Source organism: Klebsiella sp. A52 (assembly GCF_018388785.1).
Taxonomy (GTDB): domain Bacteria; phylum Pseudomonadota; class Gammaproteobacteria; order Enterobacterales; family Enterobacteriaceae; genus Klebsiella; species Klebsiella aerogenes.
The window spans coordinates 2,235,391-2,248,680 of the sequence record NZ_CP074437.1 but is presented as its reverse complement, the minus strand read 5'-3'; the positions used below and the strand labels follow the sequence as shown (position 1 = coordinate 2,248,680).

At 54.0% G+C, this 13,290-nt stretch carries 11 protein-coding genes; 6 read left to right on the top strand and 5 right to left on the bottom strand.

Annotated elements, in window-relative coordinates; genetic code table 11:
- Window positions 1-87: 87 nt before the first annotated feature.
- Window positions 88-1,044: a LacI family DNA-binding transcriptional regulator gene (locus KGA69_RS10610; protein ID WP_161801926.1), complete on the bottom strand. Its 957-nt coding sequence runs from the start codon at window positions 1,042-1,044 to the stop codon at window positions 88-90.
- A gap of 503 nt (window positions 1,045-1,547) precedes the next feature.
- On the opposite strand from KGA69_RS10610, the gene KGA69_RS10605 reads away from it, so the two are divergent.
- The 6 genes from KGA69_RS10605 to KGA69_RS10580 all read left to right on the top strand — a co-directional run bounded on the left by KGA69_RS10605 (window position 1,548) and on the right by KGA69_RS10580 (window position 9,372).
- On the top strand, window positions 1,548-2,621 hold the full coding sequence (locus tag KGA69_RS10605; protein WP_047043992.1) for a catalase family peroxidase: 1,074 nt from the start codon (window positions 1,548-1,550) through the stop codon (window positions 2,619-2,621).
- On the top strand, window positions 2,618-3,202 hold the full coding sequence (locus tag KGA69_RS10600) for a cytochrome b (RefSeq protein ID WP_045391946.1): 585 nt from the start codon (window positions 2,618-2,620) through the stop codon (window positions 3,200-3,202). Before KGA69_RS10605 ends, KGA69_RS10600 begins: the two co-directional genes overlap by 4 nt.
- A gap of 331 nt (window positions 3,203-3,533) precedes the next feature.
- On the top strand, window positions 3,534-4,880 hold the full coding sequence (gene hdcC / locus KGA69_RS10595; protein ID WP_045373958.1) for a histidine-histamine antiporter: 1,347 nt from the start codon (window positions 3,534-3,536) through the stop codon (window positions 4,878-4,880).
- A 34-nt stretch (window positions 4,881-4,914) separates the two neighbouring features.
- Complete coding sequence (locus KGA69_RS10590; RefSeq protein WP_015369839.1) at window positions 4,915-6,051, top strand: histidine decarboxylase; 1,137 nt, start codon at window positions 4,915-4,917, stop codon at window positions 6,049-6,051.
- 116 nt (window positions 6,052-6,167) lie between these two features.
- On the top strand, window positions 6,168-7,436 hold the full coding sequence (hisS, locus tag KGA69_RS10585; protein WP_045373961.1) for a histidine--tRNA ligase: 1,269 nt from the start codon (window positions 6,168-6,170) through the stop codon (window positions 7,434-7,436).
- A gap of 112 nt (window positions 7,437-7,548) precedes the next feature.
- A complete protein-coding gene (locus KGA69_RS10580) occupies window positions 7,549-9,372 on the top strand; it encodes an ATP phosphoribosyltransferase regulatory subunit (protein ID WP_045391949.1) in 1,824 nt (607 codons plus the stop codon).
- A 32-nt stretch (window positions 9,373-9,404) separates the two neighbouring features.
- Here KGA69_RS10580 and KGA69_RS10575 read toward each other — a convergent pair whose 3' ends face one another.
- Genes KGA69_RS10575 through KGA69_RS10560 form a run of 4 tightly spaced genes read right to left on the bottom strand, consistent with a single transcriptional unit; the run spans window position 9,405 to window position 13,289 of the window.
- Window positions 9,405-11,072 carry an O-antigen ligase family protein gene (locus KGA69_RS10575; RefSeq protein WP_213293079.1) on the bottom strand — a complete coding sequence of 556 codons (1,668 nt, stop codon included), beginning with the start codon at window positions 11,070-11,072 and terminating at the stop codon, window positions 9,405-9,407.
- 1 nt (window position 11,073) lies between these two features.
- Window positions 11,074-11,613 (bottom strand): fimbrial protein, encoded by a 540-nt coding sequence (locus KGA69_RS10570; RefSeq protein ID WP_045391954.1) that lies wholly within the window; start codon window positions 11,611-11,613, stop codon window positions 11,074-11,076.
- A gap of 9 nt (window positions 11,614-11,622) precedes the next feature.
- Window positions 11,623-12,687, bottom strand: coding sequence for a fimbrial protein (locus KGA69_RS10565; RefSeq protein WP_045391956.1), 1,065 nt, complete (start codon window positions 12,685-12,687; stop codon window positions 11,623-11,625).
- The gene (locus tag KGA69_RS10560) at window positions 12,684-13,289 is read right to left on the bottom strand and encodes a fimbrial protein (protein ID WP_045391958.1); all 606 of its coding nucleotides are present in this window, start codon (window positions 13,287-13,289) and stop codon (window positions 12,684-12,686) included. The genes KGA69_RS10565 and KGA69_RS10560 overlap by 4 nt, the downstream gene beginning before the upstream one ends.
- Window position 13,290 lies beyond the last annotated feature (1 nt).

Sequence of the window (13,290 nt, the reverse complement as noted above, 5' to 3'; positions counted from 1 at the left end):
TTTATTTAAAAAAGCCCCGAAGAGCGCAGTGAGTGTGGATGGATTTTAGCGATAATTCTGTGATCGATTCATCATAAAATGAATTTTTCATTTAGCGCTATTACGAATTATTAATTTCACAGCAACTTCACGGTGACGTGAAGGTTGATTGAATTTGGCGATCCGGCTGACCAGCATCTCCACCGCGTGATAAGCCAACTGCGTGGTATCCTGCTGGATAGTGGTAAGTTGATAAGGCTGCCACTCCGCCTGGGGAATATCGTCGAAGCCAATAATTGCCGGCAGGACGGCTGCTGGATTATCCGCTCGTAGCCCATCCATCGCCCCAATCGCCAGCATATCCGTGGCGCAAAACAGCGCCTGCAATCCTGGCCTTTCCGCGGCGAGCCGGCGAGCGGCCGCAAAACCGGACTGATAACCGCCCGTTTCGCAGAAATGCGGCGTAACAGCCAGCCCGCTGGCATGGCGGATAAATCCCTCGTAGCGCTGCCGGGTGCTGAAATTGTCACGATTTTCGCCAATAAAACCGACGTCCCGGCACTGGCCTGCGTGCAACAGCTCAGCGGCCAGTTTCCCGCCGAGCGCGTTATCGCTGCTGACGCGATCGCAGCCGGGAAGTTCAGCGTGACGGTTGATAAGCGTAACGGGGATTTTTCGCGCAAGATACTCCTCAGCCAGCTCCAGCGGCGGCGCGCCGGAGGTGATAATGACGCCAGCGACGTGATAGCTGAGAAGATGTTTTAGCGAAGGAGCTAACTGCTGCGGATCATCGGCGTTCATCAACAATGGCATAAATCCATGCAGCGCCAGCTGGTGGATGAGCGGCGCCAGCAGCTTACTGCGAAAAGGGTTATCGAACCCTGAAGTGATGATGCCGATAAAGTTGCTGCTGCCGGTGTTCATTGTACGGGCGATGATATTGACCTGGTAGCCCAGAGCTTCCGCGGCGGCCTGCACTTTGGCGCGGGTTTTCGGCGACACCGAGGCCCCGGGCGTGAAAGCGCGGGAGACGGCTGAACGGGAAACGCCGGCAAGCTTCGCCACGTCTTCTGCTTTAATCCATTTTTTATCGTTCATCACTTTGATTTTTCAGTGAAATCCATCAGGCATAGATGTATCGCTCAACACATTACCCTCGTCACGCTGAAGGCTATGTGTCCCGAGAACACTTTGGCTTTCACTATACCCTGAATCGGGTCGGTGATGCCGGTCAACCGGCGCAGATAATGACATTTTTTATTATCACGTTAACTGAACAGAAGTATAAACTTTTCGTGATATTGTTTCTTTCGTTCGCGCACCAATTATAATAATTATCATGATTCTTCATAAAGAAATAAAAGCGCGGTTAAAGAAAAAACGTAACCAACTAAATTATAATAATTTTATTATGAAATTTATTTCATAAACATTATGTTATAAGAACTTAAATATAATAACGTTAACGGTTAGATATTAATAACAACCCTATATCTTCACGATATTAAACGTGTTCCGCGCGATATATTGCGCGTGACGTGAAATAAAACTTAACGATGGAAACGTCTATGTCAAAACTGGATTTCCGATCCAAAAATACCTGGCGCGCGCTGGCGTCCATCGCGGTCATCGTCGGGGCAACGGCGGCGGCATTCGCCTGGACCTCAGGCTGGCTGGGCTCGCGAACCACCAGCCAGTCATTAGTCCCCGATCCAGACAAGCCGTTTCCTGCCGGGTTCCGCCGGGCGCACGGTAAAGGGATCTGTTTTACCGGGACGTTCGAGCCAGCCGGTCCAGCCGTTGCTTATTCCACCACGCGGCTCTTTTCACAGTCGGAGACCCCCGTTGTCGGGCGATTCTCCATTGGCGCAGGTAATCCGCACGCGGCTGATAATTCAACGAAAACCCTGAGCATGGCGCTGCTACTGAAAACGGACGATCAACAGCAATGGCGTATGGCAATGAACAACGAGCCCTACTTCGCCACGCGAAACCCGGAGGGCTTTCTTGCCATGAAAAAGGCCACCGCCGTCGACCCGACCACCGGTAAGCCCGATCCGCAGCGCCTCGCCGCATTTTTACAGGACTACCCGGAAGCCGGTAAATATTTGCAGTGGGCGGCGCAAAAGCCAGCGCCAGGCGGCTTTGCCGGGGCGACATTTTATAGTATTAACGCTTTCTATCTCGTGAACGCCGACCGCCAGCGCCAGCCCGTACGCTGGATGATGCGGCCGCACGATCCATTTGTCTCTATCCCTGATGAACAACGACAGAGAGCCGACCATAACTTCCTGTTCGAACAATTACAGCAGCGGCTTTCTCAGCATCCCATTTACTGGGATTTGGTATTGCAACTCGCCCAACCTGGCGACGCGGTGGATGACCCTTCTCAGCCATGGCCAAACGATCGTCAGCAGGTCGTCGCCGGTACGCTCAAAGTCACCCAACTCGTCGCCCAAGCCGAAGGGGCCTGCCGTGACGTTAACTTTGATCCCTCCATCGTGCCTGCTGGAGTAGAGGTCTCTAACGACCCCGTCTTAAATGCGCGCTCTGGCGCCTATTCGCATTCCTGGAGCCGTCGCGAACGGGAAATTGGCTACGGCAAAGCAACCGAAGCCGTGCAAAAACAGGAGGTTAAATGATTTCGAATAAACCTGACCAAGAGCGCGCGCCGCAGCATTTCAACCCTCTGGCGAGATATCTACATTGGCTGATGGCAATCATGATCCTGGCCATGCTGTTCATCGGCGCCGCCATGATGACTTCACTACACCACCGCATTTGGTTGGTGGATGTACATCGGCCATTGGGGATCGCTATTTTGCTGCTGGCGCTCATCCGCCTGGCCAACCGGTTTTATAGCCGGCAGCCACCTCTTCCTGCGGAGCTCTCACGCTGGCAGGTACTGGCGGCAAAAGCGTCACACTGGGCGCTGTACGCGCTGATGCTGGCAATGCCTTTGCTTGGCTGGGCGCAACTGTCGGCTGCGGGCGTTCCGATTGTTATGTTTGAAGGACTTAACCTTCCGGCCATTACCCCGACCAGCCCGGCGCTTTTTGCCTGGTTTCACGACGCCCATCGCCTGTTAGCTAAACTGCTCTTTGCGGTGGTGTTGCTACATCTCTCGGCGGCATTAGTGCACGCATGGATATTCCGCGACGGCGTGTTTGCCAGCATGGCAAAAAGCGCTAGCCGGTCCAGTGAACCACCTGTAAAGCGGTGAAATTTAATAACAAGGTTCGTTGAAGTAAAAATAAGGGGCTTCTGCCCCTTATTTTTTGCATTCGAAAACGCTGCAGCCACTCACTATAGCGCTCACCTATAAAAATTAGCCCGTCCGTTATTTATTGCACAATCACCAATAGCGTTGATGATTAAATAAAAAAGGGGACGGAGTGAATTACCCAATCACTGCCTAAAAAATATACAGAAATTAATATATATTCGCGCATATCATTTTCAAAAAATGATGTAGATCATATTCCCGCACCTGCCCTGTGAAAAAATGCGCTTAATAACCAAGTAAGCATTTACTTAATACAGAGGGGATATATATGGGAAGCGTCAGCGCGGGTACTGCGCAAAAAATGGGGTTAACGGCACTAACCCTTGTGACCGCATCAAATATGATGGGTTCCGGTGTTTTTATGTTGCCGACCAATCTCGCCGGAGTGGGATATATTTCACTATGGGGATGGTTGTTTACTATTATTGGCGTAATTGCGCTGGCGTTGGTTTTCGCTAAAACCAGTCTTATTACCCCTCGCGCGGGAGGGATCGTGGCCTATGCCAGCGATGCGTTTGGCCCTTTCATCGGTTTTCAGACGACGGTTTGCTACTGGATCAGCGCCTGGATTGGCAACGTCGCGCTCCTCGTCGCCGGGGTCGGCTATCTGAGTTACTTCTTCCCGGCGCTGCATAATCCGGTTTACGGTTGTATCACCGCTATCGCTATTCTGTGGGCATTTATTGCCTTAGGCAGCCTGGGGGCTAAAACGGCCGGGCGCGCGCAGTCCTTCACCGCCAGCTGCATGCTGGTCGTCGTGCTGGGTGTGGGCATTGTCGGCTGGTTCTGGTTTGACCCGAAAATGTTCTCTGAAGTCTACAACGGGACGGGCAACAGCGACAGCTCAGCCATCGTCTCCGCGGCCTCCATTGCGCTGTGGGGTTTCTTAGGGGTGGAATCCGCCGTGGTCTCCAGCGGACAGGTGGAAAATCCTGAACGCACGGTGCCTCGCGCAACCGTATATGGTCTGCTGATTGCCTCCGTATGTTACGTCGGTAGCTGTACCGTTATCATGGGCCTGGTTCCCCACGCTGAACTGGTCAAATCTGCCGCCCCATTCGCCGATGCGGCACGCTATATGTTTGGCGATATGGCCGGCAACATCGCCTCCGCGCTAAGTATTATCGCCTGCTTTGGCTCCATTTCCGGCTGGTTGATCCTGCAGTCAGAAGGCCCGCGCGCAGGGGCCAAACAGGGGTTATTTCCGCAGATTTTCGCCGAGACCAATAAAAATGATGTCCCGATGAAAGGTCTGATTATTTCTGGCGTGCTGATGAGCCTGGTGCTGTTACTGACGGCTTCCCCCGATCTCGCCAAACAGTTCCAGGTGGTGATTCTGATGTCGGTATTTGCCTCCCTGCTGCCTTATATGTATGCCATTATCGCGCTACCTATCATCATGGTTTCTAAAAAGCTCAACCGTGGACGTGGCTTTATGTTTTATTGCGTCCTGACTGTCATCGGTATGATTTACAGTATATTTGCCCTACTCGGTTCGGGTACTGATTCCATTTTCTGGGGCACAATTATGATGATGGTAACTATTCCTCTGTTTTCTTTTGTCGCGGCCGGACGTAATAAAAAAGGCCAGGATATTCTTTACCTTCAAAAATAATATTTTATTCACCAACATAAATATGGAGATTCATATGTCTTTATCTATTGCCGATCAAAATAAACTTGATGCATTTTGGTCATACTGTGTAAAAAATCGCTACTTTAATATTGGCTACCCTGAATCTGCTGATTTTGATTACACCATGCTGGAGCGTTTTCTGCGTTTCTCAATTAATAACTGTGGTGACTGGGGGGAGTACTGTAACTATTTACTCAACTCTTTCGACTTTGAAAAAGAAGTCATGGAGTATTTCTCCGGCATATTCAAAATCCCCTTTGCGGAAAGCTGGGGTTATGTCACCAACGGCGGCACAGAAAGTAATATGTTTGGTTGCTATCTGGGAAGAGAGCTGTTCCCGGAAGGCACGCTCTACTATTCAAAAGATACTCACTATTCCGTCGCCAAAATCGTCAAACTGCTGCGTATCAAATCGCAACTGGTGGAATCTCAACCAGACGGAGAAATGGATTATGACGATTTAATCAATAAAATCAGGACCTCAGGCGAACGCCATCCTATCATTTTCGCCAATATTGGCACAACGGTACGCGGCGCTGTTGATAATATCGCTGAGATACAGAAGCGTATCGCTGCGCTGGGGATCCCACGTGAAGATTATTATCTGCATGCGGATGCCGCGCTAAGCGGCATGATCTTGCCTTTCGTGGAGGACCCACAACCCTTTACCTTCGCGGATGGTATCGATTCGATTGGCGTTTCCGGACACAAAATGATCGGCTCCCCGATTCCATGCGGCATTGTGGTAGCCAAGAAAGCCAACGTCGACCGTATCAGCGTAGAGATCGACTACATCTCCGCCCACGATAAAACGATTTCAGGGTCACGCAACGGTCACACCCCTTTGATGATGTGGGCCGCCGTTCGCAGCCATACCGATGCCGAATGGCATCGCCGCATTGGTCACAGCCTCAACATGGCGAAATACGCCGTGGATCGCTTTAAAGCAGCAGGTATTGACGCGCTGTGCCACAAAAACTCCATCACGGTGGTCTTTCCGAAGCCTTCTGAATGGGTATGGAAGAAACACTGCCTGGCAACGTCCGGCAACGTGGCCCATCTGATCACCACCGCTCACCACCTGGACAGTTCCCGGATTGATGCGCTGATCGATGACGTAATCGCCGACCTGGCGCAACGGGCGGCATAAGAGTGAGCAGCGGCATACTGCCGCTGCTCGCTGGACAATCTGGTGGGTTGCAGCGCCAACCGGAACCCGCCAGACCTGCACAGTATATGGGAATTTCGCATCAGGAGTCATAAACGATGAGTGCAAAGTTAAAAGCCATACGTGGTATGCGCGACGTACTGCCCGCCGAAACGCCAATCTGGCAATGGCTTGAAAATAAATTCCGCCGTCTGACCTACCGTTATGGCTACCAGGAGATCCGCTTACCCCTGCTGGAACCGGTCGCCTTATTCGAACGTGCTGTTGGCGAAGCCACAGATATCGTTGCCAAAGAAATGTACAACTTTACGGATAAAAGCGGTGAACAGATTACGCTGCGTCCCGAGGGGACCAGCGGCTGTATGCGTGCGGTGCTGGAAAATAATCTGTGTTACAACAAAACCCAGCGCCTGTGGTATCAGGGCCCGATGTTTCGCTATGAACGCCCGCAGAAGGGACGGCTGCGTCAGTTCACGCAGTTTGGTGCTGAAGCCTTCGGCATGGCCGGGCCGGACGTCGATGCTGAAATGATTTTTATGGTCCGGGATTTGTTCCAGGAGCTGGGCCTGACCCCGCATGTCAGGCTGGAAATTAACTCCCTGGGCACGCCGGATGAGCGGCGGGCCCATAAGGCCGCCCTTGTTGACTGGTTTAATGCTCATCGTGAGCAACTGGATGAAGATAGCCTGAAACGGCTGGAAACCAATCCATTACGTATTCTCGACAGCAAAAACCCGACCATGCAGCCCATGCTGGAACAGGCGCCGCGATTGCTGGATTACCTGTTCGAAGACTCCCGTCACCATTTTTCGCTGCTCTGCGAACTGCTCGATAAGGCCGACATCCCCTATACCATCAATCCGCGTCTGGTGCGTGGGCTGGATTACTACACCCGCACCGTGTTTGAGTGGGTGACTGATGAACTGGGCTCGCAGGGCACCGTCTGCGGCGGCGGCCGCTACGACGGCCTGGCGGAGTTATTTAATCCAAAGGCGTTGCCAGCCTGCGGTTTTGCCATCGGTATCGAACGCCTGCTGTTACTGATTCAGACCGTCAGCCAGAAAGATAATCCGTTGTGGCATTTTCACCCTGACGTGGTCATTACCAGTGAATGTCAGGATGATGGCCTGCGGGCCCAGATGCTGGCGGAGCTTCTGCGCCAACGTATTGAAAAGTTAAGCGTGATGGTGGATTGCAGCGGCAACAAACTTAAACGCCAGCATCAGACCGCCCTGCAAAGTCAGTGTCGCGCGATTATCACGCTGAATACCGACAATGAGATACGGCTGTGGGACCTCGCCAGCTCCCGTCAAATGTCGCTCGAAGAGAAAGCGCTCATTGACTGGCTGCAACAGCACTGCCAGTAAACACGTCCAGATTGGGTACCGTGCGGCAGGACGGTACTCGTCGCGGCGCTTATCCCGCCTTCAGCATTTCACCCTGACAAACAAATAGAGCCTTAACCAGAGAATCGTGGACATGCCGAGAAAAAACAGATTATTTATTCCGGGGATGCCGCATCTGGCGCAGCTTCGCGGGCATAATGGCGAAGCGTTATTCCGCCACGAGGAGGATTACTCTGCCTTCGAACGGTGTATGCAAGACGCGGCGCAACGTTACGCCGTGTCTATTCATAGTTGGTCACTTGCCGTCCCACGTATCCTGCTGCTGGTCAGCGCTCCGGATAAACAGGCGCTAAGCCGTTTTATTCAGCATATCGGACGCAGCTATGTGCCTTATTACAATCGTCGTTACCAACGGCATGGCGCATTGTGGGACAGCCGCTACTTATGCAGCCCCCTGGAACCAGAAACCTATTTCCTGGCCGTGAAACGCTTTATTGAATGTGACGAGGACGGGAGCCCGGGATGCCATAGTCACGGTAATCTGCCTTCAGGTTTGATAGTCCCCCATCCTGCCTGGCTCAAGCTCGGTGAGAATGAGCCACAGCGACAGGCCCACTTCCAGGAGTTCTGCCGGCAACCGGTAAATCGGGCGCTGGTGACCAGGATCCGCCATGCACTGACGCAAAATTGCCTGCTCGCCTCGCAAGCGTTGAGCCAGCAACTTGAAGCCCAGATGGAAAGGCCGCTACGGGCACGACATTGCGGCCGCCCGCGCAAATATGAATCCTCCCCGTCAGAACAGTGGACCTGGCTGGAGCTTCAGGCTGAACAGTTTCTGCGCCAGCATGGCTATCAACAGATCAGATTACCCTTACTTGAACATACATCGCTATTCGCCCCAGGCGGCCCGGTGATGGCCGACAAGGGAAAATTACGTGGTGATGGAACAACCGGATGTCTACGCCTGATGGCAGACAATCCTCATACCACGGTAATGAGCCGGATTTGGTATTCAGGCGCCATGTTCCGTCAACGCTCCCTGGATGGAGATATCCGGCAAAATCATCAAATTGGCGTCGAAGCATTCGGCATGCCCGGCGTTGATATCGAACTTGAGCATCTGGTCATGCAGGCGGTTTTCTTCAGGCGTATTGGCCTCGGTGAAATGGCGGAACTGCATATTAATATGCTGGGTGACGAGGCCTCGCTGGCGGCTTTCCGCCGGGCATTGCGCGATTACTATCAGCCCATCGCGCGTTTGCTGAACCCGGAGCAGCAGCAGTGGCTGGAGAAACATCCGGAGTGGTTGATCCATCATGAGGATATCCTTCTTCAGCGTCTTGCTCCTGCGGCGCCCTGTCTGGCGGATTTTATTACCGTCGACTCCCGTCATCGGTTCCAGCGCCTTCAGCATGCCCTGACCCAAGCCGGTATTGCCTGGCAGTACGATCCTGCGCTGTTTCCCGCCAATGACTATTGTCAGCTGGTCTTTGAATGGCGCAGCATCGCCATGGAGCGCGAGTTAATCATCAGCCGCGGCGGCCGATACGACGCCTGCGCCAGCCGTATTGCTGAAAAACCGGTTTCCGCCTGCGGTTTTGCATTCATGATGGAGCCGATTGTCACTCTGCTCGGTTATCGTCCCCAACCCGCCAGAGCACATCCGCCGACCGACATTGTGATTATTGCAGGCCAGCCCCGTGTGGCTGCTAAGGCAATGCTGCTCGGACGTAGCCTGCGTCAGCAATTTCCCTATTTAAGCATCATCAACGACTGCTCCCCCCAACGAATCAGCACTCGCTATAAAAATTCCAGACGTCTGGGGGCAAGATTTATCCTTGAAATCGAAGGCGACGGAGAAACGATCATCCTCTCTGATTCACGGGACCATCGTTTTAAGATTTGCACGCTTGATAACATCACCGATCGGCTCGCGCAGGTCGTTCTGTCTCAGTGATGGGCGCAGGTCGATAAGAGGATTTGCTTATCTCACTCCATTATTTGATTAAAAGGACGTCGCGCATCCTGCAGCCATGGAATACGCCTATCGTTCGGGTATAACAGACAAAAGCGCGTCGCCAGACGATGCGCCTCGGCCAGGTCCCTCTGCTGCAACGCCAGCAAGATCTGCGTGAAAGAGATATTCGGGTCCGGTTGAACACGCACATAGTCAGGCGCCCAGCGGCGAACGGCTGCCAGCCAACGCTCATCACGGGTATGTTGATATCGTTGTAGATACCCCATCTGGACATCAAACCGGTAGCGAGTGGCAAGCAGCCAGCCTCCCACAGGGAGAGATTCGGCCAGACGCCACTGCGTCGATTGTCGCTCCGCCAGCGTCAGTTGCTGTTGTGTCTGCAGCGTGAGAAACAACAATGGAGTGATGACAGCAACCGCGATCGATGCCACGGCACGCGACAGCGACGCCAGGGTGAACGGCAGCCGGGCCCCTTTTCGCCGGCAGTCTGCGCAACGAAGCAACAAAATCAGCAGTAACCAGTGTGGCGTTGACTGCCTGACGGGGTATTCCGTCAACATATGGATAACCACGGGTAGCGCCGCCACCAGGCAGGCGCGGTGCCAGCGATTGCCGTATAGCCAGAGCCATAAACCACCTGCCATAAAACAAAGCGCTCCTACCAGCCCAACCAGCCCTCCCTCCACCAGCCACAGCGCCAGTTCGTTATGCGGATGCGAGATGCTGCTCAGCCCCAACGGCCCCGCGCGTTCAAGAAACACGGCGGCGAAACTGCCCACGCCCCATCCTGTCCACGGACGTTCGGCAAATAATGCCAGCGATGCTTTCAACACCGTCCAGCGCACCTGGGAGGTCGTCAGGTGATTAACCGTCACCACCGACAAGAAATGGCGGGCAAGCGCGCCAGCAATCATGCCTATCGCCAGCGGCAGCAGGAGTAACAGCAGCGTACGGCGCTGCGCAGGAAAAACAGCCAGCAGCAAGGCCTCGCCTACCGCCACAGACAGGTAACCGGTTTGCGACTGAGACTCATGCAGAACAAATCCCATTATCACCAGAGCAATCGCGATGATAATTCGATATCCGCCACGTAGCCGTAAATAGAGCAATGCTGACAGCAGCACGCCACACGCCGTGAAGCTGGCCATCAGATTAACCTGCTGAAAAATACCGTAGGGGCGCGTACCGCGCCGCCAGGCAAACTCCCAGTAATTCACTCCCGGCCAATGCCAGTATTGATAGGTAAACGCCAGACATTCGAGGACGCACGCGCCCCAGAGCAGAGCCAACAGTAGTGTCAGCGTGTTTGTCGTAAGCGGAATTTGCAACGTCGCCAAATAGACGAGCACGCCTCCTGACAACGCCCCCGCCACCAGCAGCGCCTCGGACCGCCAAACCTCAGGCGTCAATAGACAAAGTAGCGTCAGAATGAGCGCGCCCATCGTAAACCCCGCGGCGGGTATAGTTATCCGCCAGCGTTGACGGGGTACCAGCATCGATGCGCTAGCTGCCAGCACAACGGCATAAATCCAGGCCGTAATATTTAGCGGCAACGACAAACCGCTGCCTCCGTTATTCGGCCAGTAGAGATGCATTGCCCCGCCCCAGAACAGCAGACTGACAACGAGCAATACTTTCTGCGCCGGCAGCGGCGCAATACGATGCAATGCGTTCATCATGCTACTGGTAGTTCAGCGTCCAGGTCCCGCTGGCGCTGAAGGGGCCGTATTCGAGAGTCTGATTTTTTATCGCCGACGGTTCCGCCGCGACCCATGCCAAAAAGTTCAGCGTCATCGAGCCTTCAGTAATCTCTTTGACTGATGTGCTTTCATCAAGGCGGATTGCCGTACCATCCTCTTCGCTCATTCCAATGCCGATTCCGGAGGCGCCTTGTTCACTGCTATCCAGCGCCAGATGATCCGCCAGCTCCGCATCTTCACTGCCGCTGAAAGTGACCGAGATCCCGCGAAAAACCTCCGGGTTGCAGTCGCGTAACTCAATGCTGAATTTTTTTGGCTTACTGCGCCCCGAGAGATAGAGATCCTGCGTCGCGATTTGCCCGAAATCGACCTCGATTTTATCGCCTCCTGGCGCAAGACTGCAGGCCAGCGCTCGAACGGTGCCGTGAAAATACATATCGCCGCCGACCAGCTTAGTATCGGCCTGCGCCATGCCGCCAAGCAGTAGCGCGCTGGTCGCGATTAACGCCGTAAATCTCATGGCATCCCCCTACTGAAACTGCGCGACTACGGTGGCAGAGGCTTCAAACTCACCTTCTTTCACACTACCCACACCCGGTTTTGCCACCGGCGCGGCGGTAAGATTCCAGTCGCCCTGGTTCTGGTAAAACCCCTTCACGTTGTAGAATTGATTGGGCACGACGGTGCCGCCGCTCGCGTCTTTAATCACGATGCCAAGGTCGTCGCGCTTTTGTCCGCCGCTCAGCGTGCCGAGGAGATGATCGTTAAACCCCGCCGTGCCTGACGCCGTGGTAGTTTGTACGCCAAGATTAATGTTCAATGCGCCCTGATCGAAGCTTCCCCCCTCGCAGACCACATGAATGGGGATCGACTTGCTGTAGTTGGTGCCGTTGAGCCGGGCGGCGGAGCCTGGCAAATCGCCAAATTCAATGCTGATTTTGTCCCCGCGATTGAAGGTGCATTTATCCGGCACGGTAATGAGCCCGGATTTAATGACCACACGGGAAATTGGCGTTGTCGGCGTAGGGCCAGCGCTACCCAGACGTCCAGCAACCTCCACCAGCGACTGAGAGGTGATATTGATGCCGTTAATAATGGGTTTAGTGACAATAAACGTCACTTTTCCTTTAGAGCCACTTTCAATGTTAGTGGCTCGCTCGTAGCCCTTGCGCTTTTTGCAGCTGTGGTCGTTGTAGCGATTCGAAAAGTTGGTGAACGGCGCCTGAACATAGTTGTTATACCGCCCGGCGACCCATACCTGGACTTCCACATCCAGGTACTCATTCAGACGAAAACGGTTCGCTCCCTGATTAGAAGGCGGCATGGTGGTCGTGGTGGTGTAGTAAATCGGCTGTCGCGAGATGTCGGCCTGCTCACAATGAAAATCCACGACATACCAACTGCCCAAATTCCAGGTGAACGGATCCGTTCTGCCGCCCTCGTGGTTTTTGCTGACATCCAGCGAGCTCAGTTCAATATCGTACTGATGCGGCGAACCGCCCTGTGGTTCTCCCTCACCGAGGGTAAATGCCTGCCCGGCTAGCGGACAGCCCGCCAGGGCGACCCACAGCAGTGCTTTGTGCAATACGCTCATAGATACTCCAGCTTAAGTCTGACCAGACCGTTAAATTCGCCAGCGGTCACCTCCTGCCCAAAAGATTCCAGCGCGGCAAGAAAGTGAATCGCGTTATCGCCCGGTTTGAGGATCCACATGCGTTGCGGTTGATTCAGGTGGATCAACTGGTTGCGTTCGGTCAGTAGCCGAATGCCCGCGCCGCGCACATCGCCGCGAATCCGCCCAAGATCGCTGTTTTCCGGCGCGCCTTCGGCCATCAGCGTCATTGAAACGCCACGCTCCACCGTACTGTGCGACAGCTCAGGGAGCTCGCTGGTCTGCCCAGGGAAGTCCTTTAACGTGTGCCCGGAGCCTTTTAAGCAGCCATTCAGGTGCAGCGTCACCAATACCGGATCGCTGCGATCGCCGCTCTGGCGAAAGCGGCTGGCGGAAATATCGCCGAGATCGATGGTCTGATCGCGTGAAGCCATATCCAGCACGCACGGCGAAACGAAAACCCGGCCATGAAAGCGGACGTTGCCATACTCGCCGGAAACGTTGCTCATATCATGGCGGCCGCTTGTGGCCTGAACCGTGCAGGCCATGCCTGCCATCAGCAGAGCGCAAAGCATCTTTTTCATT

Bases quoted from the DNA above. Each gene is read 5' to 3' on its own strand.
- hdcC (WP_045373958.1), top strand. From the start codon at position 3,534: ATGGGAAGCGTCAGCGCGGGTACTGCGCAAAAAATGGGGTTAACGGCA.
- KGA69_RS10600 (WP_045391946.1), top strand. From the start codon at position 2,618: ATGATTTCGAATAAACCTGACCAAGAGCGCGCGCCGCAGCATTTCAAC.
- KGA69_RS10580 (WP_045391949.1), top strand. From the start codon at position 7,549: ATGCCGAGAAAAAACAGATTATTTATTCCGGGGATGCCGCATCTGGCG.
- KGA69_RS10575 (WP_213293079.1), bottom strand. From the start codon at position 11,072: ATGATGAACGCATTGCATCGTATTGCGCCGCTGCCGGCGCAGAAAGTA.
- KGA69_RS10560 (WP_045391958.1), bottom strand. From the start codon at position 13,289: ATGAAAAAGATGCTTTGCGCTCTGCTGATGGCAGGCATGGCCTGCACG.
- KGA69_RS10590 (WP_015369839.1), top strand. From the start codon at position 4,915: ATGTCTTTATCTATTGCCGATCAAAATAAACTTGATGCATTTTGGTCA.
- KGA69_RS10605 (WP_047043992.1), top strand. From the start codon at position 1,548: ATGTCAAAACTGGATTTCCGATCCAAAAATACCTGGCGCGCGCTGGCG.
- KGA69_RS10565 (WP_045391956.1), bottom strand. From the start codon at position 12,687: ATGAGCGTATTGCACAAAGCACTGCTGTGGGTCGCCCTGGCGGGCTGT.
- hisS (WP_045373961.1), top strand. From the start codon at position 6,168: ATGAGTGCAAAGTTAAAAGCCATACGTGGTATGCGCGACGTACTGCCC.
- KGA69_RS10570 (WP_045391954.1), bottom strand. From the start codon at position 11,613: ATGAGATTTACGGCGTTAATCGCGACCAGCGCGCTACTGCTTGGCGGC.